This window comes from Marinobacter halophilus, assembly GCF_003007685.1.
In the GTDB taxonomy this organism is placed as follows: Bacteria; Pseudomonadota; Gammaproteobacteria; order Pseudomonadales; family Oleiphilaceae; genus Marinobacter; species Marinobacter halophilus.
Map to the genome: position 1 here is coordinate 25713 of NZ_PXNN01000011.1, position 19858 is coordinate 45570.

The 19858-nt window shown below is 57.5% G+C and carries 22 protein-coding genes; 13 read left to right on the plus strand and 9 right to left on the minus strand.

Going from position 1 to position 19858, the window contains the following annotated elements:
• Positions 1-192: 192 nt before the first annotated feature.
• The 3 genes from C7H08_RS06510 to C7H08_RS06525 all read left to right on the plus strand — a co-directional run bounded on the left by C7H08_RS06510 (position 193) and on the right by C7H08_RS06525 (position 2655).
• Positions 193-888 (plus strand): GntR family transcriptional regulator, encoded by a 696-nt coding sequence (locus C7H08_RS06510; protein WP_227663129.1) that lies wholly within the window; start codon positions 193-195, stop codon positions 886-888.
• Positions 889-1321: 433 nt separating this feature from the next.
• On the plus strand, positions 1322-1594 hold the full coding sequence (locus C7H08_RS06520) for a ComEA family DNA-binding protein (protein WP_106670943.1): 273 nt from the start codon (positions 1322-1324) through the stop codon (positions 1592-1594).
• A 116-nt stretch (positions 1595-1710) separates the two neighbouring features.
• Positions 1711-2655 (plus strand): DMT family transporter, encoded by a 945-nt coding sequence (locus C7H08_RS06525; RefSeq protein ID WP_106670944.1) that lies wholly within the window; start codon positions 1711-1713, stop codon positions 2653-2655.
• Between the two features lie 28 nt (positions 2656-2683).
• Here C7H08_RS06525 and gloA read toward each other — a convergent pair whose 3' ends face one another.
• The gene (gene gloA, locus C7H08_RS06530; protein ID WP_106670945.1) at positions 2684-3226 is read right to left on the minus strand and encodes a lactoylglutathione lyase; all 543 of its coding nucleotides are present in this window, start codon (positions 3224-3226) and stop codon (positions 2684-2686) included.
• A 273-nt stretch (positions 3227-3499) separates the two neighbouring features.
• On the opposite strand from gloA, the gene C7H08_RS06535 reads away from it, so the two are divergent.
• The 5 genes from C7H08_RS06535 (at position 3500) to C7H08_RS06555 (ending at position 9751) form a co-directional block, all read left to right on the plus strand.
• Positions 3500-4156 (plus strand): GntR family transcriptional regulator, encoded by a 657-nt coding sequence (locus tag C7H08_RS06535; RefSeq protein ID WP_106670946.1) that lies wholly within the window; start codon positions 3500-3502, stop codon positions 4154-4156.
• A 191-nt stretch (positions 4157-4347) separates the two neighbouring features.
• Entirely contained in the window at positions 4348-5364 is a 1017-nt protein-coding gene (locus C7H08_RS06540) for a DUF6160 family protein (protein ID WP_106670947.1), read from the plus strand.
• 63 nt (positions 5365-5427) lie between these two features.
• Entirely contained in the window at positions 5428-6486 is a 1059-nt protein-coding gene (locus C7H08_RS06545; protein WP_106670948.1) for a lysylphosphatidylglycerol synthase transmembrane domain-containing protein, read from the plus strand.
• Positions 6483-8714 (plus strand): glycosyltransferase, encoded by a 2232-nt coding sequence (locus C7H08_RS06550; protein ID WP_106670949.1) that lies wholly within the window; start codon positions 6483-6485, stop codon positions 8712-8714. Before C7H08_RS06545 ends, C7H08_RS06550 begins: the two co-directional genes overlap by 4 nt.
• An 89-nt stretch (positions 8715-8803) precedes the next feature.
• The gene (locus tag C7H08_RS06555; protein WP_106670950.1) at positions 8804-9751 is read left to right on the plus strand and encodes a YbgA family protein; all 948 of its coding nucleotides are present in this window, start codon (positions 8804-8806) and stop codon (positions 9749-9751) included.
• Between the two features lies 1 nt (position 9752).
• Here C7H08_RS06555 and trhO read toward each other — a convergent pair whose 3' ends face one another.
• Positions 9753-10769 carry an oxygen-dependent tRNA uridine(34) hydroxylase TrhO gene (gene trhO / locus C7H08_RS06560; RefSeq protein ID WP_106670951.1) on the minus strand — a complete coding sequence of 339 codons (1017 nt, stop codon included), beginning with the start codon at positions 10767-10769 and terminating at the stop codon, positions 9753-9755.
• Between the two features lie 159 nt (positions 10770-10928).
• A complete protein-coding gene (locus C7H08_RS06565) occupies positions 10929-11660 on the minus strand; it encodes a DsbA family protein (RefSeq protein ID WP_106670952.1) in 732 nt (243 codons plus the stop codon).
• A gap of 88 nt (positions 11661-11748) precedes the next feature.
• Between C7H08_RS06565 and C7H08_RS06570 the strand changes: the two genes are divergently transcribed.
• On the plus strand, positions 11749-12711 hold the full coding sequence (locus tag C7H08_RS06570; RefSeq protein ID WP_106670953.1) for an NAD(P)H-dependent flavin oxidoreductase: 963 nt from the start codon (positions 11749-11751) through the stop codon (positions 12709-12711).
• Here the strand turns inward: C7H08_RS06570 and C7H08_RS06575 are convergent.
• The 4 genes from C7H08_RS06575 to C7H08_RS06590 form a co-directional block, all read right to left on the minus strand.
• Positions 12697-13293, minus strand: coding sequence for an acyl carrier protein phosphodiesterase (locus tag C7H08_RS06575; RefSeq protein ID WP_106670954.1), 597 nt, complete (start codon positions 13291-13293; stop codon positions 12697-12699). The genes C7H08_RS06570 and C7H08_RS06575 overlap by 15 nt on opposite strands.
• Positions 13294-13309: 16 nt before the next feature.
• Positions 13310-13705 carry a DUF6502 family protein gene (locus C7H08_RS18095; RefSeq protein ID WP_133169823.1) on the minus strand — a complete coding sequence of 132 codons (396 nt, stop codon included), beginning with the start codon at positions 13703-13705 and terminating at the stop codon, positions 13310-13312.
• A complete protein-coding gene (locus C7H08_RS06585) occupies positions 13705-14565 on the minus strand; it encodes a DUF6502 family protein (RefSeq protein ID WP_106670956.1) in 861 nt (286 codons plus the stop codon). The genes C7H08_RS18095 and C7H08_RS06585 overlap by 1 nt, the downstream gene beginning before the upstream one ends.
• A 77-nt stretch (positions 14566-14642) precedes the next feature.
• Complete coding sequence (locus C7H08_RS06590; protein WP_188445169.1) at positions 14643-15077, minus strand: DUF5666 domain-containing protein; 435 nt, start codon at positions 15075-15077, stop codon at positions 14643-14645.
• 252 nt (positions 15078-15329) lie between these two features.
• Between C7H08_RS06590 and C7H08_RS06595 the strand changes: the two genes are divergently transcribed.
• Positions 15330-15506, plus strand: coding sequence for a DUF6435 family protein (locus C7H08_RS06595; protein ID WP_106670958.1), 177 nt, complete (start codon positions 15330-15332; stop codon positions 15504-15506).
• A gap of 40 nt (positions 15507-15546) precedes the next feature.
• On the opposite strand, the gene C7H08_RS06600 is transcribed toward C7H08_RS06595, so the two are convergent.
• Both C7H08_RS06600 and C7H08_RS06605 read right to left on the minus strand, forming a co-directional pair.
• The gene (locus tag C7H08_RS06600) at positions 15547-15891 is read right to left on the minus strand and encodes a chaperone modulator CbpM (RefSeq protein WP_106670959.1); all 345 of its coding nucleotides are present in this window, start codon (positions 15889-15891) and stop codon (positions 15547-15549) included.
• Positions 15892-15903: 12 nt separating this feature from the next.
• A complete protein-coding gene (locus C7H08_RS06605) occupies positions 15904-16881 on the minus strand; it encodes a DnaJ C-terminal domain-containing protein (RefSeq protein WP_106670960.1) in 978 nt (325 codons plus the stop codon).
• 281 nt (positions 16882-17162) lie between these two features.
• Here C7H08_RS06605 and C7H08_RS06610 point away from each other — a divergent pair, with 281 nt between their 5' ends.
• The 3 genes from C7H08_RS06610 (at position 17163) to C7H08_RS06620 (ending at position 19851) form a co-directional block, all read left to right on the plus strand.
• Entirely contained in the window at positions 17163-17942 is a 780-nt protein-coding gene (locus C7H08_RS06610) for an SGNH/GDSL hydrolase family protein (protein ID WP_106670961.1), read from the plus strand.
• Between the two features lie 59 nt (positions 17943-18001).
• Positions 18002-19030, plus strand: coding sequence for a hypothetical protein (locus C7H08_RS06615; protein ID WP_106670962.1), 1029 nt, complete (start codon positions 18002-18004; stop codon positions 19028-19030).
• A gap of 128 nt (positions 19031-19158) precedes the next feature.
• Positions 19159-19851, plus strand: coding sequence for a DUF3348 family protein (locus C7H08_RS06620; protein ID WP_106670963.1), 693 nt, complete (start codon positions 19159-19161; stop codon positions 19849-19851).
• Positions 19852-19858 lie beyond the last annotated feature (7 nt).

The following is a 19858-nucleotide window of genomic DNA, read 5'->3' on the forward strand; positions in this document are numbered from 1 at the left end:
CGGATGTTGGGGTGGGCCTTTCAAAAGTGTGCGCAGCAGGGATGCTGCGCTCAAGCCCCCATGGATGGGTTCACGGCGTCTTTTGAAAGGCCCACCCCAACAGCCGGCCCAGCGCCAAACACCCAAACAAGAGCCCCCCCCCAATAGAGGGCATACGCCGAAATGAAAACGACCACCAAAAGAAAAGCCTCCATGGCAGACAGGGTTTATGAAGCCCTGAAGGACGATATTTTTGAGTTCCGGTTGATTCCTGGTGACAAATTCAGCGAGGGCGATGTCGGAGCGCGCCTGAGTGCCAGCCGGACACCGGTGCGGGAGGCTTTGTACCGGCTGCAGCGGGAAGGCTACGTCGACGTGCTGTTCCGCAGCGGCTGGCAGGTCAAGCCGTTTGACTTCCAGCAGGTGGAAGAACTGTATGACCTGCGGATCACCCTGGAACGGGCCGCCATGCACAAAATCTGCGCCATGCCCGAAGAACCGCAAACCCTGCGCACCCTGATTGCCATCTGGAACCCGGACCACCCCTCAGAGCGGGCCGTGGGCAGCACCGTGCGGGCGCTCGATGAGAGTTTTCATTGCGACCTGGTGGCCGCCGCCGGCAACCGGGAGATGACCCGCATTCACCGGGAAATCACCGACCGCCTGCGCATTATCCGAAGGCTGGATTTCACCCGGGACGACCGGGTAGATGCCACCTACGTGGAACACGCCCAGATTCTGGACGCCCTGAAGAGCGGCCATGCCGCCGAAGCCGCTGACAAGCTGACCACCCACATTCGGGCCAGCCAGAAAGCGGTGCGGGAAATCACCATGGAACGGATCAAGGAAGCCGCCGAGGCACACCGTTCCGGGCAAGAAATTGCCCAGAAAATTCTCGTCAAACAATGAACTTAGGTTCACCGGTCGACTCACAGATGCGTGAGAGATATCGCACACACCAAGGGGCGGATGTCCGATTCTTAATGAACCTGGCCCGAGTAGAATGGCAATCGTCAGGGATGACAAGCCAGCACGGATGTTGGTTCAGGGAAGAGAACTCCAAGGAACAGGGAGTTGCCCAAAGGATCAGGGCTACAGGGATGACTGCAAGGACGACGTGCTCAGGATGATGCGCAGCCTGATGGATCAGGCAGGGGTCAGCCACGGAATTTCGGGACTACACGGATCGTAGTCCCCTTCCGTGCACTAATACCCTCCTCGCCGTAATGCCCGCTCCCCCCCTTATCGCACAACACCCACACCGACTCACAGCACCACCGCTCACTGGTTTGTCTCCCCCTGACGGAACATCACAACGTCATTCTAAAAATGGAGCTTTCCAATGAAACACACAGGCATTCTTGCAACCCTCGTTCTGCTGTTTTCCCTGATCACCGGCTTTGCCCACGCCAACGAACCTGGTGCCATCAACATCAACACCGCCGACGTCATCGTTCTGGCCTCGTTGAACGGCATTGGCGAGAGCAAGGCCAAAGCCATCGTCGCCTACCGCGATGAAAACGGCCCGTTCCAGTCTGTGGAAGACCTGGCCAACGTCAAAGGCATCGGCGCCCGCACCGTTGAGAACAACGCCGAGCGTTTGTCGGTCGAGTAAGTATTCCGGGGCAGCCCGCGGCTGCCCCCTTCCCGCACCACTGGCGTCGCCCGCCCACCGCTGTTAATCTTACCCGCTCCTGTTTTCTCAAATCCTTACTCAATACCGGTTTTTCCATGATCCAAGGCGCTCTTTTTATTGCTCTGGCAGCACTGCTATGGGGCACCACGGGCATTGTCGCCAAGTTCCTGTTTACCGGCACTGAGCTTGCCGCCATCACCCTTGCCCTGCTGAGGCTGGTGGTGGCCCTGCCCTTTTTCTGGCTGCTGATGCGCCGCGAGCAGCGCCAGCTGGAGCTTGCTCACCCCGGGCAGAAGGTGGCCGGGAGTTCGCTGCGCGGGTTAACCAAAAAAGCTCTGTTACCACTGGCCGCCATGGGATTGTTCCAGGCGTTCTATCAGGGCAGTTATCTGATGGCGGTGGACCTGACCGGCGCTGGCATCGCCACGCTGATTTCTCTGTGCCTGCCGCCAGTGTTGGTGGCCATTCTGGCGGCGCCGTTACTGGGTGAAAAACCTGGCCTGCTGACGATTCTGGCGGCGGTAGCAGCCATTATCGGTACCAGCATGCTGGTGATCAGCGATATGGGTACCGCCGGCACTTTGCGGCTGGCGGGCATTCTGATGGCACTACTGGCTGCCGCCGTGTACACCGGGTTCACCCTGACCAGTCGCTACAATTCGGCCGGTACACCGGTGTTTACCACCGCCTTTATCTGCTTTCTGACCGCTGCTCTGCTGCTGTTGCCGGTGGTGGCACTGAGCGGCGGCTTCGCCGGGTTGGACACCCTGGGAATCACCCACTGGCTGATGATTCTCTACATCGGCGTGGTGCCCACCTGCATTGGCTATCTGTGTTTCTTTGCGGGCATGAAGACCACGCCGGCCACGCTTTCCAGCATCATTGTCACGCTGGAGCCGTTGTTTGTGGCGTTGCTGGCCTGGTTGATTCTGGGGGAAATACTGGGGCCCATCGGCATTACCGGGGCGGTGATCCTGACGGTCGCGGTGATTGTGGCGTCACGCTATGGCAGGGCACCCGGCACGGCTCAGGAAAACTGAGGCCGGGCATGCCCGCACCAGATACCCATTATTTACGCAGCTTTTCCATCATGTTCGGTTGCAGAATTTCAATCCAGTAGCCGTCCGGGTCTTTGATAAAGGCCAGGCCTTTCATTTTGCCGTCGTCGGGCTTTTTCACGAACTCCACACCCAGCTTCTCAAATCGATCGCAGGCACTGTAGACGTCAGGGACCGCGATACCAATGTGGCCAAAGCCCTGGGGGTCATCGTTGCCATTGTGGTAGGCAAAATCCTCGTCATCTTCCGTGCCCCAGTTGTGGGTGAGCTCAAGCATGGCTTCACGGCCGAAGGTAAACGTAGTGCGGTAGCCGTCATCATCCGGCACCAGGTGGGCCTGCTTGTCATCCAGAAAACCCAGGAAATACAGGGTGAACTTCATCTCCGGAAAATCCAGTTTGCGCACCAGACGCATACCCAGAACCCGGGTGTAGAAGTCCATCGAGCGCTCGGGCTCTTTGATGCGCATCATGGTCTGGTTGAAGACAAAGCCTTCAGTTTCGGGAACCGGTGCATCGTATAGGCCCGGCGCCTGCTCGAAGTGCTTGGGCATCTTGATTGTCCTTATCGAATGAGGAATTCAACCTATATACCTAGGTGCTCGGCGTCGGAATTTCAAGGGCACAGACAAAACCCTTAAACCAGAGACCTATTCACGGGGCTTCAAAGCCGGGGTTCAGCCGGCGCTCTTCAATGACGCTCTGAAGAGCGCCACGGGCAAGCCCATCATCAAAGAGGCTGTGATAAACTGACGAATGTTCAACCCTCTACCGGTAGCCTGCCCTCGTTGGCCAGCCGGCTCGTTCAACCTGTTCAGAGAGCTCTTATGGATTTTCAGGTGCCTAACACTCTGGCAGAGCAAATCGCCAACTACCTGGCCGAACGCATCATGACCGGGCAAATCCGACCCGGAGGGCGCATTCAGGAGGCGACGCTGGCCAATGAGCTCAAGGTCAGCCGGGCTTCCGTCAAAGAGGCGCTGTATACCCTGGAGCGCTGGCACCTGGTTGAGATCACCCCACGTAAGGGCGCGTCTGCCACACAGCTGAACGCCGAATACGCGTCGGAACTCTATGACGTTTACATGCACCTGCTGATGATGCTCGCCGCGCGGCTTTGCGAGCGTTGGCAGGAAGCGGACAAACAGAAGATGCTGGAAGCGGTCAGCCGGGTGGTGGAACAGGTACGGCAACCGGCCGCTGATATCACCAGGGTGGTGGAAGCCAGTTTCGGCGTGATGGAAACCTGCTGTGAGGTGGTGGCGAACCCCTACCTGACCGAAGCTCTCTCCAACTTCAAGCCGGCGGTAAGCCGGGCTTACTATCTCAGCGCCGAGCGTTATCGCCAGGGCCTGGCGCAAACCAGTCAGTTCTTTGCCGAGCTGCCTCAAGCCGTGCTGTCTCGGGACGCAACCAAGGCACAAGGGTTGATTCGCGGCTTTGCCGAGCATCAGAAGCAGCTCATCCAGCAGGCTCTGAGCTGACCATCCCGTCGCCTGCCGGCCCGCCGCTCAAGATGTGACCAGTCGCACAGATCGGCCTTCAGCACCGGCATAAAGTAACACTGTGTAACAAAACCACCGCAGCTTTGGTCCTGCTGTCCCTGCGGCCCATCAGTGCGCCCTCAGGCCGCTAAATAACAACAAGAAACCGTCGAACAAAAACCGGGGCCACCATGTCTACTCTTTCCGTGCATTCATCCAGGTCAACATTGGCAATTGCTTGCCTTGCCGCCAGCAGCTTCTCTTTCCCGGCTCTGGCCGATTTCACACCGCTGGATGATTCCACGATGGCCTCGGTGACCGGCCAGGCCGGGGTATCGATCGAGCTGGAAACCAGGCTCAGCATTGATCACCTCACTTGGACCGACGAAGGCTCGCTGGGCGTGAACGGGTTGCGGCTGTCCGGGCACAACGACACCGTCCTGGACAACCTCAAGTTGACCATCGACATTGCCGGCGAAGGTGAAGTACTGCCCCATGGCTTCTCCGAAATCGCCCGGCGCGCCAACGCGGGCCAGATCGACACCAGCAACCCGGATGTGGCGGACGCACTGGCGAAATACTCCGTCGCCGGAGACTTTGGCAAGCAATTCAACAGCGGCGATCTGGTGATTCACCTGGGCGCAACCGATTACGGCGACCCCACCAGCCTGCAAGACACTCTGCAGGCGGTGGATTTTGAGCTGGCCATCGACAGCATCACCACCTCGGGCACCGATGGCACCACCAACCTGTTTTCTGATATCCACCTGCAGGGTTACGTTGGCCCCACCGATCTGGTTATCCGCAATGGCGGCAACTCAACCCGCACCCTGACCAACGGCAACACGGTGTCTGGCTCGGAACTGCAGCTGGATACCCACTTCGAAGTGACCAATGGCAACCTCAACTGGGATGCCGCAGACCTCATCTTCATCTTCAACTTCGCCGCCGTGGGCATTGAAGGCCTGCAGATTCACAATCGCAGGGGTGATGACACTCTCGGCCACTTCGGCATGGCCCACGCCACCGCCAAGCTGTCCCGGGGCACCGGCGCCACCTCGGGCAAAGAAGGCCTGTCCATTCACGACGTGGAGTTCCGCGCCGACATCGACATGCCGGTATTCAAAGTGGGCGGCACCAGCATTGGCTCGGTGCAGTTTACGGATTTCGTGATCAGCGACACCACCATGCTGGTATACGGCCACTGACCAACCGCTGGCAACCCTCTCGCCTGACACGTTAAACTACTCGCCTTAAAAAGCAGGCGAGCCATGACAAGCAACACTGAGAGCGACTACCAGCAACGAACATCCTGGCGCAGGCTGGCCGTTTTCAGCCTGATTTTTCTGGCCATGACGGCGGCCGGCATTTATGCGGTCTATGACCGATTTGCCGGACGAAGTTTTGAATTCGACACCCGCCTCGCTTCGCCGACGATTGTTTTCGCGGCCATCGTTTTACTCGCTGTGTATTTTCTCGCTGATGGCCTGCGCCTGCATTACACATTGCGAGCTTTGGGCCACAAACTGCCCTTCCGCAAGCTGTTCAAACTGGTGTTCATCAACCTGTTTTTCTCGAACGTGACCCCGATGGCCACCGGCGGAGGCTTTGCCCAGATCTGGTACCTCACCCGAAATGGCGTACCCGTCGCCGGCGCAACCGCAGCCACCACCATCCGGACCCTGCTGGCGGTGGTTTTCATCTTCTCACTGACCCCGGTGTTTTTGCTAAACCTTGACGCATTGGACGGGCATTCATGGTCGGATGCCGTAACGACTACGCTCGCGGTGCTGGTTTGCGGCTATCTTGGCTTTTTCGCAATCTTGCTGTTCAAAACCCGATGGTTGATCGCGCCGCTGAGCAGCTTGGTTTACTTGCTTCATGCCGGCCATCTGATTAACGAGGGCCGCTATGTTCGCTGGCAATTCCGGCTGCGCAGAGAGCTACTCCGCTTTGCTCAATGTTTCCATGATTACCGGCAAGGGCGCGCTCTGCACATTTTGCTCTCCATCGTATTCACTGCCGTGTTCCTGCTTAGCCTGTTCAGCTTCCCGGCGCTGTTGATTCATGGGCTCGGTTATCAAGTCGACTATCTGGTCACTCTGGGCCTGTTGGTGGTCACCACGTTTATCATGTACTTCGCCCCTACGCCCGGAGCCTCCGGAATATCGGAGGGTGTGTTTGGCAATTTTTTCCAGGACATTCTCTCCGGCAATCATCTGGTATTGGTAACTGTTGTCTGGCGCTTTCTGACCATCTATCTTGGTATGATCGTTGGTCTGTTGGTGATGCAAAGGGACCTGATAAAAAGCCATCGGAGCAACCAATGAAGCCGCGCAATCCGTTAAAAGCGCTGTTCTATCTATGCCTGACCGTTGTCGCAGTATTGATTGGGTACAAGGTGCACCTGAACTTCTTCAAGGAGGATTTCGAGGCTCTGCACAGCGAACAGGTGGAACAGATTGACCAGCGCACGCCGGCTGGCTCAGACATTCGCTTTGCCGTCGTTGGCAACATTAATAACTCCGTCGGTATTTTCGAGCGACGCTTTATCCCCGTGCTCAACCAGGCAGAGCTGGACTTTCTGGTGTCCGCCGGCAACGCGGTCAGCGGTGGCGGAGAAGACAAGTACCGGGCGTTATATGGAACCCTGAACCACCTGAACATACCGTATTTGCTGACCTTTGGCCCCCACGAGCACGACGATTTCGGCAGCTTTCGCTTCTACGAGCACTTTGGCCCCCACTTTTACAGCGTCCGCACCGGCAACACCCGCCTGATTTTCATGGACAGCACGGGCAAGACGCCCTGGAGCTGGCAGCTGCGCTGGTTACGGGATCTGCTGGACCATGACACCAGCCATGCCCGCATCCTGTTTATCGGGCACCCACTACTTAAACCCCAGGCTCCGGTATTTTTCGAGGATGACGACGACTATCTGAAGCCGGAGGCTGTTCGTGCGGAATTGATGGCCCTGATCCAGGAGCAAAACATAGATCTGGTTTTCTCCGCCAATCAGGCCCTGTACGACGAGCAGGAAGTTCAGGGTACTCGCTACATCACCACCGGCGGAGCCGGCGGCCTGGTGCTTAACAACGAGGAGAGTTTTTACCATTATGTCGAAGTAGCGATATCCCCAGAGGGCAATATTGAGCACCAGATGAGGCGTCTTGAGGTTGGCCAACACCCTTTTTGGAAACGCCTTGAGGGCTTCTGGTTTTTTATCTATTCCCTGTTCTACACCGGCTTTGTGAACTTTCTTTTGATCGTCTCGGCCTTACTAGCCATTACCATCAAGCTTTACCAATTCATCTTCATTGGCAAGAACTACTATCCGGATTACGACCTGGACCCGACCCCATGGCTGGAAAAACCTATGCGGGTTGCCATGTTTACCAATAACTATCTGCCCTTCATCGGTGGTGTGCCCATTTCCATCGAGCGCCTGCGCCGGGGGCTGGAACAGCTGGATGACAGTACGCTGATTGTGGCGCCCCGCTACCGGAACCAGTCCGAGCAGGAGTCGGCGGTTATCCGCGTGCCGTCATTACTGGCCATGGGCGACAAACGGGAATTCCGACTGGCCAATATTTTCCTGAGCCGGATACGGAAAAGAGTACGGGCGTTCGGGCCTGATGTGATCCATCTGCACCATCCGTTCTGGCTCGGGAGCCTGGGATTGTTTGTGGCAAAGCGGCTGGGTGTGCCGGCCATCTACACCTACCATACCCGGCTGGAACACTACGCACATTTCGTACCCCTGCCGGGCATGCTGTTCCGGAACCTGATTTCGCACGCGCTGATCAAACGTTTCGCCAACCGTTGTGACAGCGTGATTGTGCCGACGGATTCCACTGAGGAATACCTGCGCATGATCGGCGTAACCACACCCACCTTCGTGCAACCCACCGGCATTGAATACGAGCGTTTTCAATCCGTGGATAAGGAAAAACTCGGGGCCTTGCGGAGCGAGCTTGGACTGATTGACAAGAAAGTCTTTGTCAGCGTCGCCAGGCTCTCCAACGAAAAAAATATCGACTTCATGATTGAAGCCATCGAGAAGCTGCGAAATGAAACCGACGTACCTTTCCGCTTTCTGATGATTGGCGATGGTCACCAACGGGATCGCCTGCAGAAGAAGATTGCCAGCCTTAAGCTGGAATCCCATTTCCTGCTGGCGGGAGCCGTTGAGCCTCAGGATATGGCGCTGTGGTACAACCTGGGCGACGCATTTTTATTTGCCTCCAAGTCTGAAACTCAGGGCATGGTGATTCTTGAAGCCATGTCTGCGGGGCTGCCAGTCGTGGCGGTGCGCTCGAGCGGTATCGATGACGTGGTGCACGATGGCCAGAACGGCTTCAAAACCCCGGAAAATCAGACCCGGTGGGTGGCTCGCGCAAAGCAACTGCTTGAGGATGATGAACTTCGCGAATCATTGTCAAAAGCAGCCCGGAGCTTTGCGGCAGACTATTCCATTGCACAGTTTGCCAACGATGTCCGTACCATCTACGCCACTAGCCTGGCCGCTCGCGCCAAACGCACACTAAAGCAGAACTGAGTTCGGGTGGGCAGTTTTTCCTGATCGGTTTACACTGACGGCAGGCACTCGTTGCCATACCTCATCCCATCCACAATCTGGAGCCCTCTGTGACCGGTATTCCTGTTGGCATTAGCACTTGCCTGCTAGGCAAGGAAGTCCGCCACGACGGTGGCCACAAGCATTCCCGATACTGCACGCAAGTGCTGGCCAAGCACTTTGAGTTTCGCTCTATCTGCCCGGAGCTGGAAGCGGGCCTGGGCGTGCCCCGCCCGGCCATTCACCTGCGCGAGCATGCCGATGGCCTGCATCTGGTCGAGAGCCGAGGCAACACTGACCACACCGAAGCGATGCAGGGTTTTATCAAGGACGTGCTGCCCAGCCTGGCCGATCTGCGCGGCTACATCCTGATGGCAAAATCCCCGAGCTGCGGTATGGAGCGCATCAAAGTCCACAGCGCCGATGGCCGTTTTATGCACAAGGACGCCCGGGGTATGTTTGCCGACGCGCTGATCAAGACCTTTCCGTTAATGCCGGTGGAAGAAGAAGGTCGCCTGAACGACAATTTGTTGCGGGAAAACTTCATTGAACGGGTGTTCGCCTACGACGACTGGATGCAGAACGTTGCCGGCGACCATCTTGGCAAGCAGGCACTCATCGACTTCCACACCCGTCACAAGTTCACCCTGCTGGCCCACTCGGAGAAAATCTACCGCCAGCTTGGCCCGATGCTCGGAGATCTGAAATCCGAGCCTCTGGCGCAGATCGCTGATCGCTACATTCACCTGTTCATGGAAGCGATGACCCAGAAGGTGAGCCGGGGCTCCCATGTGAACGCGATGCAGCATCTGCTGGGTTTTCTGAAAGACGGCATGGCGGCTGAGGAAAAAGCCGTGTTGCTGGAGCAGATCGAAGCCTACCGCCGCAACGAGATTCCATTGGTGGTGCCGATGACGCTACTGCGCCTGGCCCAGCGCAAGGAACCGGTGGATTACCTGCACACCCAGAAGTACCTGACGCCCTACCCGGACGAGCTAGGGCTACGAAACAACGTGTAACTTACGATGCGGACTTACGCGCTGTTTCTCCCTCCAGACTTCTGCGGGCTTGTTGTTCACGTTCGGCTTTCTTGCGGGCCTTGCGTTCTGCAATGATGCGGGCAGCGTCCCCCCCTACGTGCACTTCTCCGCGCTCTTCGGCCAGGCGCATCTGAAGTTCACGCTCCTTGAACCGGGCTTTCTGATCCTCGGTCAGTGACTCGATGCACTGATGACAGCTGACACCCTGCTCGTATGCAGGGCGCTTTTTGTCGTCTTCGGTAATCGGCCGGCGGCAGGCGTGGCACTGGTCGTAATCGCCACGCTCGAGGCTGTGGTTGACGGTTACCCGGTCGTCAAACACAAAGCACTCGCCCTGCCACAGGCTTTGTTCCTGGGGCACGTCTTCGAGGTACTTCAGGATGCCGCCTTTGAGGTGGTAGACCTCGTCAAAGCCCTGTTCTTTCAGGTAGGCGGTGGACTTTTCACAGCGGATGCCGCCGGTGCAGAACATGGCGACTTTTTTGTGTTTGGCCGGGTCGAGGTTCTGTTTCACATACTCGGGAAATTCCCGGAAGGTGTCCGTGACCGGGTTGACGGCGTTTTTGAAGGTGCCAATCTCGACTTCGTACTGGTTGCGGGTGTCGACGAGCAGGACGCCCGGGTCGGAGATGAGGGCGTTCCAGTCTTTGGCATCGACGTAGGTGCCGACGATGCGTTTGGGGTCGATGCCTTCGACACCCATGGTAACGATTTCTTTTTTGAGTTTTACTTTGGTGCGTTTGAAGGGCTGAAATTCGACGTAGGATTCTTTGTAGTCGATGCCTTCGAAGCGTTGATCGCTGCCGAGCCAGGCTTTGACGGCGTCGATGCCCTGGCGGCTGCCGGCGATGGTGCCATTGATGCCTTCTCTCGCCAGCAGCAGGGTGCCGTGGACGTCTTTGTCGAGCATGAGGGTCAGCAGGGGCTGGCGTAGCGCTTTGTAGTCATTGAGGACGGCGAACTTGTAGAGTGCGCAGACGACGATTTCGTTGCTCATGGTTTTCTCCTGCGGGCCGGATCGTAAGTCCGGAGCATGGTTTGATTTCTATCACGGGTGCGATGATGTTGGGGGGCAGAGTTTAACCAATTAGGAGTTGGGCGCAAGTGAGGGGTGGCCGCAAAAAGGTGCCTTGCGGCCACCAGCCCTGGGTTCGCTTCAGTCTTCGCTCTTGCTCAACTCCCGCTCGACCACGGCCGATAACTGCCCCCAACCTGGGCGGGTCAGCTGGATGTTGTCGACCATGACCGTTGGGGTGCTCATCACGCGCATTTGGGTGGCCACTTGCAGGCTGTCTTCTACCGCTTCTTTGTGCAGTTCTGTGGTCAGGCAGCGGTTGAAGCGCCGTTCGTCCAGGCCCAGGCCGTTGGCGTAGCGGGTGAAGGTGGCGGTCGGGTTGCTGGTGCCGCTCCATTCGCTTTGGGCGCTGTAGAGCTTATCGTGCATGGGCCAGTATTGGCCCTGGTCGCCGGCGCAGCGGGCGGCCTGGGCGGCGGGCACGGCGTTCGGGTGTTGGCGCAGGGGCAGGTCGAAGTAGACGAAGCGAACCTTGCCGGTGTCGACGTATTCTTCTTTCAGGCGCTTGCTAGCCGAGGCAAAGGTGGCGCAGGCCGGGCACTGGTAGTCGGCGAATTCGCGGACGACAACCGGGGCGTCGTCGGGGCCGACGGAGACGCCGTATTGATCCAGTGCCGCCGGGAATCCGGGCGCGCCGGGGGCGGCAACGGGTAAGGTGCTCGAGGTAGGTGCGGGTGGTCTGGTGGTCATGTACAAACCGACGATGACTGCGATCACTACGGCAACAGAGACCGCGATAATCATCGGTTTTTTGTTGCTATTGCTGCGGGGCGAGGGCGCGCCGGTGTGTTTACGTCGTTTTGCTTCACCCATCTTGGGCTCCTTTTGTTTTATCCGTTTGCCGGGCAGGCTAAGATCCCCTATATCCTGCGAAAGTTCCAATAAAAATCAAGGACACATCATGCCAATACCCTCACAACTGAAAGATTGTCTCTCTTTGCCGCTGATTGCAGCGCCGATGTTTCTGATTTCTTCGCCCCGTTTGGCGCTGGCCTGTTGCAAGGCCGGGGTGGTGGGTAGCTTCCCGGCGCTGAACCAGCGTAGCAGTGAAAGCTTTGAGGAGTGGCTGGTTCAGATGAATACGGAGCTTGCGCAGTGGAAGCAGGCCAACCCGGAAAAGATTACAGCACCCTATGCTGTCAATCTGGTGGTTCATCGCACCAACCCTCGCTGGCAGGCGGATCTTGAGCTGTGCGTGAAGCATCAGGTGCCGATGGTGATCACCTCTCTGGGCGCCGCCAGCCAAGTGGTGGACGCAGTGCACAGCTATGGCGGGCTGGTGTTCCACGATGTGACCAATCAAAAGCACGCACGCAAGGCAGCGGAGGCCGGTGTCGATGGCATTATCGCGGTGGCTGCCGGTGCCGGCGGCCATGCCGGCACCACCAATCCGTTTGTGCTGGTGCATGAGATCCGGGCGGTGTTTGACGGTACCATTTTGCTGGCCGGTGGCTTGTCCCACGGTGAAGACGTGCTTGCGGCGCAGGCGCTGGGGGCGGATCTGGCCTATATGGGCACGCGCTTTATCAATACCGAGGAGTCGGAGGCGGAAGACGCCTACCGGAACATGATTATTGAAGCGGTGTCTGGCGATATCATTCATACACCCGCAGTTTCCGGTGTGCCGGCGAGCTTCATGCGGCAGAGTCTGGAAGCCGCGGGTTTCGACATGAACACGCTGAACCAGGCCGGCGACGTCAATTACGGCGAGAAGCTCAAGCCCATGGATGAAGAGGCCAAGGCCTGGAAGACGGTGTGGTCGGCGGGCCAGGGCGTGAGCCAGATTAACGATGTGCCGAGTGTGGCGGCGCTGGTCCAACGGCTCAGCGATGAGTACCGGCAGGCCCGTTCACGGCTGGCTTGAGCAGCCGGCTGCGTCTTCGCTCGCAAACCGGATTAACTCGGGAAAGAACTCGAGAAACCGGGCTTCGAGCTGGTCATCCTGGGCCCGGATTTCTTCGATAATGCCGGCAAACTGATTGGGGAAGCGGATGCGGTTGGCCACCCGGTCCAGGGCGTAGCCGATATTCTCAAAGTCTTCGTAGGCGCCGAACCAGTCATGCTGCACCATCCGGCGAGCGACTTTGATCATGGGCCGGGGCATCAGATGTTCGTGGGTTGCCAGCTCCTGATACACGCCTCGCACAAACCGATGGTGGTCAGTCTGGCTGAACCGATGCCAGTGCCGCAGCAGGTAGTGATCGTACAGAATGTCCAGTGCGACGCCGGCAAAGCGACGACGCTGTGCTGAGAACAACGCTTTGCTGGCCAGCACCGCCGGGTGCTGATCGGTGAACACGTCCACCGCCCGGTGGTGCCGAATACCCTGGATCACCGCCTCCGGCAGCTCAGACAGAACAACCCCCCGGGTGAAGTCACCCAGAATGCTGCCCACACGAACCTCGGGTGAGTCCGGAGCGAGGAAGGTATGGGCCAGGTGGTTCATGACTTAACCTCAGCCATCAGATATCGTTAAAGCGACGCCGGGGCGGATGAAGGCCAAAGGTGTCGTCGTAATCTGCCTCGGGCTGCGCGTTCAGTTCATTGGCGGGAGCATAGGCACTGCGCCTGAGCATAATGTGGCCACTTTCCAGCGTTTCGACAATGCCCTTTCTGAGCAATTCGTTGAGCACGACCGCTGGCACCAGGTTGTCGTTGGCCGTGCGCACAAGGTCGGTAAAGGTACCGGGCTCGTTGATCAGTGACAGCAGCATCCTCGGGTGATGTTGTTCATCCAGGAAACCTGAAGGGCTAAGCCAGCACCGAATCACCTGCCGGGCACCGGGAGACAACAGAGTTGTGACCAACCCCGTTGGCTGCCATCTTGATCTGTGGCTGTTTGACAGGTTCACGCTCATTACTGATGTTCTCCACTTTTGCCTGCCTGAACCGGCTCTTCGAAATAGAATACACTGATACCGGTTCGCACAGGCTCTGCGGCGTTATCATCAATCACAGAACCCGACAGGTCCTGATCGTATGGGCCCAGCCAACTGTCGAGATCTTCGAGCAGTGCCTGGGACCGGCCAGCCGCGTGTTTGCGCCAGCGTTCGATAACATCCGGAGGGATATTGTTGTAGGTCAGCGTTCGCTGAAACAATGGCAGCCGGTCGCGCTCACTACTGACCAGATTGTAATCAACGGTTGCTATAAGATCAGATACGTCCTCGCCGAAGATCTGGAGCATATCGTCACTGTCTCCAGAGGGAACATAAGCCCGTTTGCGTAGATGGAGATGACCGGTCCCCTCCTCGACAACCACAACGCCGACCCGAAGCAGTTCGTCCAGAACAGCCCTGGGCGGCATATCGCCACTGTATTTCCGCACCAAACCGGCAAAACTCTGTTCGCCCTCAAAAGCAAGTACCGCGGGTTGACCGTCGCCTGACTGGAACGTCGAGTCATGCACCCAGCCAGACACCACTCGGGAGGCCCGGTTAGCATGAGAGGTGGTTTCCGGGACCGGATTCTCACCGGCCAGAATGTCCCGTTGGCGTTTTACCTCTTTTCGGGTCAGCCCTGTCATGACGGCAGCCCGGGAGTCTGTGGGTTTACGGCGACCATCGGAAAAATCCTCCAGGGCCGCTTCCACAAAGGCCCGTTTGACCAGTTCGGAAAACTCTCCGTAAGGCACGCCGTTGCGCAACAGCAATCTGGCCAGGGGGCGCAGAATGCGGAACAGCGCTTTGTGCAAGGGATTGGTGTTGGTATCGATCATGTTTGGGATTGTATTCCCATGGCAGCCTCAAGGCCAGCGCCGAAATCATTGTGGGCAATCCGGCGCTGAGTTGACGATCAATCGTCAATGTCGTCGTCATCTTCGCGCTCGATGATGAAGGCTTCCAGGTAGCCACCTTCGGCACTGCGCTGGTTGGCCAGGCTGGCCAGCCGGATGTCGTCAAAATCGGTGCCGTTGTTGTAGCGGACCAGCACACCGTTGATTCGGAAGCTGCGGGCGGTGCCATCGAAATCGTAGATGTCGCCGGAGATTTCGACGTCGTCGTCATCGTCAAAGAGGTCGTCTTCGTCTTCGATTTCCCGGGCTATCAGGATGCCATCCTGAAGGTAGCCTTCAACTTCAACTTCGACTCCGAGGCCGATGACCTTGGCGCCCACATAGCTACCGCGGAAATCACCGTTGTCAGTCCGCCATCCGCTGATGCGCACCCGGAACTCGGTCGGGTTCGCGACCAGCTGATCCTCACGCGCTATGCCGTCGTCACTGTTCACTGCTCCGTTGGTTTCAAAACGGGTGCCGTTGACATTGAAAGTGCATTGCGTTTCATGAGTTTTCTCCAGGCATGTCTTCGTTCGGTTCACGGCCCTATCGGCCACTTTATTTTGGGACATTTATCCCATCTATTATTTGGGAATTTAATCCCATATTTTTTGTATATCCAGTTTTTGATCATTAAAATTTTATGAACCCTGCAGAGGAAACTTCGTATACCCTTGGACAAACACGGCAACCAGGCAAACGTTATGTTGGGATTTCTGAAAGGCGACCCGAAGAAAAAACTGCAGAAAGCGTATGAAGACAAACTCACCAAGGCATTGCATGCCCAGCGTAATGGGGATTTACGCAGTCACGGCACGCTGATGGAGGAGGCGGAAAAGATTTACGCGGAGATCCAGAGTCTGGAACAGGGCAAGGGCTGATTGTTAATGGGGCAGCGCCAACCGGCGCCGCCCCAAGCCCTCAATCACCCAGTAGCTGACGGAGTTGCTGGTTAAGGCGGGCGACTTCACGGCGCATATCCTGAACCTCGTCCAGCAGGTCCAATGACATGGCCAGTCCCGGCAAATTCAGCTTAAGATCTCGCTGCAAACGCATGGCTTTTTGCAGACGATTTAAGGCCTCTACGTCAAACTGCCATTGCCGAGCTTCGGGCACCTCCTCCACCGGAGCTATGATGCCGTAGCTCACCAGTTTGATGACGAACTCTGCGTGGCAATCGCCCCGTTCGCACACTTCCCACAGAGTAAAGGTGCTGCCATTGGCATCGGTGACTTCCACGGTCACAATCCGATCTTTATCAGTCATGCCTGCCCCCACTCACACGTGCAGTTTGTTGCGTGGATTGAAGTTTTTTTCCAGCTCGGCCAGTTGTTCATAGAGCTGCGCCGCTTCCGGTGCGTGCTGTTCCGGCATGGCCACCTGCAGAATCACAATCTGATCTCCGGGTTGTTTGCCCGGGAAACCTTTACCTTTTAATCGAAGCTTGCGCCCACTAGTGGTGTTTTGAGGCACCTTCACATTCACTTTGCCGCCCATAGTCGGGACCGTTATTGTTGCGCCCAACGCGGCTTCCCAGGGCGCCACCGGAACTGTCAGCAATACGTTCCGGCCTTCCACCGTAAAGTGCGGATGCGGCGCCAGCTCTACCTCAATGAACAGATCGCCGGGCTCGCCGCCGCTCACGCCCGGCGCTCCCTGGCCTCTGAGCCGGATGTGCTGGCCATCGCGCATACCCGCCGGGATTTTCACCTTCAGGGTTTTCTGGCGCGCGACCATCCGGCCATGCTCATCGGCATCGTGTACGGTGAACGACACCTGCTTGTCACAGCCATTAAACGCCTCTTCCAGGAACAGCGCCAGGCGGGCATGCACGTCTTCTCCGCGCATTTTCCTGCTCTGGCGAAAGCCTCCGCCACCAAAGCCAGGTCCGGACGAAGCGCCTGCGCGCCGGCCGCCGCCGAAGATCTCTTCGAAGAAATCACTGAACTGACTGGCATCAGCCTCAGTATAGCCGCCACCACCAAATCCGGAGCCACTCTGCCAGCCCGGGGGTGGCTGGAATGAGCCGTCATCTTTCGCACCGTATTTGCGCAGCTGGTCGTACTCGGCCCGTTTTTCGGGATCCTTTAGAACCTCATAGGCCTCGCCCACGTCTTTGAATTTATCGGTGGCGTCTTCTTCTTTACTGACATCCGGATGGAACTTGCGCGCCAGTTTACGGTAGGCCTTTTTGATGTCCTCGGGTGAGGCAGACTCGCTCACACCAAGGGCAGAGTAATAGTCTTTAAAGTCCATGGAGCTCCTCACAGCAGATAAACAATGTTTCTCTGGTTACTTATAGTTGACCCTGGCGGGGAAATTACAAGGTGGGAGCCCTTGAGAGTTGCCATAGATCAAAGGCCAGACTTACGGTGCAGCGCCCAGATTGCGTGACACCGATCACAACCGTTTGACGCTGGCCGGATAGGACAATTTTTAACCATGCGTTCAGTTTTAAATATCCACTTTTCCAAACCACTATTGATGTTGCAGTACCTGAAACAGGACTGTTTATCCCTTACAAACGGAGTTGCAACATGAAAAACAATCACAAAAAACGGTTGTCCTTACCGGCTGTTGTTAGTGCCAGCTTACTGAAACCACTGACCGCACTGCTGGTCGTCGGCCTATTCACCGGCTGCAGTGAGCTGGGCTATCTGCTCAGTAACGACAAGGTGACCGACGCCGACAATAATCAGGTAGTATTTGTCGGTGACTCGATCTTTGCGCTGTCTGGTGAGATCCAGAACCAGCTGGAAGCGAGGGCCGGAGAAACCTTCCGCCGTTACACGGTTTCCGGTGCAGAGCTGTCCGGTGAGCTGATTGCCCCGTCGATACCCAATCAGTTCCGGGACGCGGTGTCTGACAACCCTGACATCAATATCATGGTCGGTGATGCCGGCGGTAACGACATTCTGATTCCCGCGATTCTGCTGAACTCAAACAGCTGCAAAACGCCCTGGTATCGCTTCGGCCGCCTGAGCCAGAAGTGCAAAGACTTCATCGACAACATTTACGTTGAAGGTGTGGACTTTCTGAACGAGGTGGCAGAAGCTGGGGTGAACCACGGCGTGCTGGTGGGTTACTACTACACCAAAAATGGCCTGTTCCGGTTAAAGGATCTGAAGGAAGCCGTCGATTACGGCAACACCACTCTGGCCCGAGCCTGCCAGAACTCCGTTCTCAACTGCACCTTTGTGGACCCCCGCCCGGTGATCAACAACCGCGACATCATCTTCGATGGCATCCACCCCGCTGACAGCGGTTCAAGGAAAATTGCGAATCTGATCTGGCCGCAGCTGCAACCCTTGCTCTGACGATAACGGAACCTGGTGGCCGCCATTTGGTGGGCACCAGGATCTCAAGGACGCTAGAGATGAAGACAAAAACGCTGTTTGCGAGCATTGCGATTGCACTCACGATAGGAGCGGGCGGAGGCTACCTGGCACTGTCGCAGGCCCTTGGCGGAGCACCAGGACTTGCCGTACCCCAGGAGCCAGATCCCAGCATGACTGCGGCGATTCTCTCCGAACCGGCAAATCAGGACCCATCCCAACTGATTCTGAAACTGGCGGTTCACTACCTGGAGCACTACGGCGAGACCATCGCTGAGCCTGTAACCCAGGCCCGCCTGTACAACGAACGGCGGGCGCTGCTGGATAGCTACCCATCCTCTGGTTACGAGCTGTTCGAAGACGCGGTCACAACCGCTTTCCCGAACCTGGCCAGCCAGATTTTGACGCTGATCGCCAACCTGGACCGTTATCACGATTGGTTGGATGACCACGAATTCCGCCTCCAGGGCCTGCCGGCGCTGGAACGACGTGCCGAGATCTGGCAACAACGGGAAGCCATCTTTGGCACCGTTGCCAGTGAGATCTGGGCGGAAGAAGAGAATGTGGTGGAGGAACAATCCGAAGTCTTCCAGCAAGAACTAGCCAGGCTGGAAGAGGCCGAAGAGCTCCAGTTGACTGAGCTGGCCTATCAACTAAAAACCACCGCCGATGACCTCTATGGCAACCGCCTGACCCGCCAGTTTGTTGGCTCCGGCGCCCTGGGCCACGCCCTGTTTTCCATGAGCAGCGTGCAATCACAACTGGCTGGCCTGCCACCGGAAGCGCGGCAACAAGCCATTAACAGCCTTCGCCAGCAGCTCGGCTATTCCAAACACGCCATCGAGCAACTCGCCGAGCAGGATCAGGCCCGGGAACAAAAATGGCAGAACGGCAGAGCCTACACTACAGAGCGCGACGCACTCCGGCAGCGGTTATCTGGCGAGGCGCTGGACGCGGCTCTGAGCAGTTTGCGAGAAGAACACTTCGGTATGGCTGCGCCCACCATCGCCCGGGAGGAAAAAGAAGGTTTCTATCGGTTTGAACGGCCGAGGCAGTATGGGGTGAATTGAGCGCTACTGACTGACTCGCTTACCCTGCGACTGACAACTCGGTCATTATCATTCACTCTTCATACCCATTAGAATACTCGCCCTGATGAGCCCGGGACCGGATGTCCCAAACTGCGCGCGATGATTCGATGACTCAACGATCCCCAGTTCACTCCCCCGCCGGCCAGGCGCAGCTGATTCAGCTGCTTGCCCGCGCCGGCGCGAAGGTTGACGGCGACCCGCTGCCCTGTTTCGGGGAGCGGCTGGGGCGCCTGTTTGGTTTGGGAGACACCATGACTCTGGACGCGGCCATCGCCTTTCGCAGCCGGCAACCGGGCATGGATCAAGCGGTGGTTTTTGACCGGTTAACCCAGGAGCTGGCCACCACCCGGCGAGCACTGATCAGCAAGATTAACGGCTTTAGTGATGAATTCGAGTCCACACAAACCGAATCCGTCGAACCCTGGCTGAACGCCTGGCTCCTGCTGCAGCGCAAGCTGGCCGCCACCAGCCGCCAGCTGCGGGACAAAGTGCGCAAGGCGATGCAAAACCACAATCAGATTCTGGCCCGGCTGGCCGAACTGGATGCGGTGTTTGACCACACCATGGCCGGCTATACCAGCCAGTGTTTTGCCCATATTCCCAAGGTGCTGGAGCAGCGCTTCCAGACCTTACAGACACCCTCTGAGCACACCCAGGAACCGGGCACCCAGCCCGGTGACTGGCTCCACCGTTACTGCGAGGAAGCGCAGACTCTGTTACTCGCTGAACTGGACGTTCGGCTGGAGCCGGTACTGGGATTGCTGGAGGCCTGCCACAACGAGGTTAGTAACACCCCATGAGCAGACT

Excerpts from the sequence above, each read along its gene's own strand:
- C7H08_RS06615 (WP_106670962.1), top strand. The coding sequence starts at position 18,002 with ATGAAGACAAAAACGCTGTTTGCGAGCATTGCGATTGCACTCACGATA.
- C7H08_RS06575 (WP_106670954.1), bottom strand. The coding sequence starts at position 13,293 with ATGAACCACCTGGCCCATACCTTCCTCGCTCCGGACTCACCCGAGGTT.
- gloA (WP_106670945.1), bottom strand. The coding sequence starts at position 3,226 with ATGCCCAAGCACTTCGAGCAGGCGCCGGGCCTATACGATGCACCGGTT.
- C7H08_RS06545 (WP_106670948.1), top strand. The coding sequence starts at position 5,428 with ATGACAAGCAACACTGAGAGCGACTACCAGCAACGAACATCCTGGCGC.
- C7H08_RS06620 (WP_106670963.1), top strand. The coding sequence starts at position 19,159 with ATGACTCAACGATCCCCAGTTCACTCCCCCGCCGGCCAGGCGCAGCTG.
- C7H08_RS06600 (WP_106670959.1), bottom strand. The coding sequence starts at position 15,891 with ATGACTGATAAAGATCGGATTGTGACCGTGGAAGTCACCGATGCCAAT.
- C7H08_RS06525 (WP_106670944.1), top strand. The coding sequence starts at position 1,711 with ATGATCCAAGGCGCTCTTTTTATTGCTCTGGCAGCACTGCTATGGGGC.
- C7H08_RS06570 (WP_106670953.1), top strand. The coding sequence starts at position 11,749 with ATGCCAATACCCTCACAACTGAAAGATTGTCTCTCTTTGCCGCTGATT.
- C7H08_RS06540 (WP_106670947.1), top strand. The coding sequence starts at position 4,348 with ATGTCTACTCTTTCCGTGCATTCATCCAGGTCAACATTGGCAATTGCT.
- C7H08_RS06510 (WP_227663129.1), top strand. The coding sequence starts at position 193 with ATGGCAGACAGGGTTTATGAAGCCCTGAAGGACGATATTTTTGAGTTC.
- C7H08_RS18095 (WP_133169823.1), bottom strand. The coding sequence starts at position 13,705 with ATGAGCGTGAACCTGTCAAACAGCCACAGATCAAGATGGCAGCCAACG.
- trhO (WP_106670951.1), bottom strand. The coding sequence starts at position 10,769 with ATGAGCAACGAAATCGTCGTCTGCGCACTCTACAAGTTCGCCGTCCTC.
- C7H08_RS06565 (WP_106670952.1), bottom strand. The coding sequence starts at position 11,660 with ATGGGTGAAGCAAAACGACGTAAACACACCGGCGCGCCCTCGCCCCGC.
- C7H08_RS06610 (WP_106670961.1), top strand. The coding sequence starts at position 17,163 with ATGAAAAACAATCACAAAAAACGGTTGTCCTTACCGGCTGTTGTTAGT.
- C7H08_RS06535 (WP_106670946.1), top strand. The coding sequence starts at position 3,500 with ATGGATTTTCAGGTGCCTAACACTCTGGCAGAGCAAATCGCCAACTAC.
- C7H08_RS06595 (WP_106670958.1), top strand. The coding sequence starts at position 15,330 with ATGTTGGGATTTCTGAAAGGCGACCCGAAGAAAAAACTGCAGAAAGCG.
- C7H08_RS06585 (WP_106670956.1), bottom strand. The coding sequence starts at position 14,565 with ATGATCGATACCAACACCAATCCCTTGCACAAAGCGCTGTTCCGCATT.
- C7H08_RS06605 (WP_106670960.1), bottom strand. The coding sequence starts at position 16,881 with ATGGACTTTAAAGACTATTACTCTGCCCTTGGTGTGAGCGAGTCTGCC.
- C7H08_RS06550 (WP_106670949.1), top strand. The coding sequence starts at position 6,483 with ATGAAGCCGCGCAATCCGTTAAAAGCGCTGTTCTATCTATGCCTGACC.
- C7H08_RS06520 (WP_106670943.1), top strand. The coding sequence starts at position 1,322 with ATGAAACACACAGGCATTCTTGCAACCCTCGTTCTGCTGTTTTCCCTG.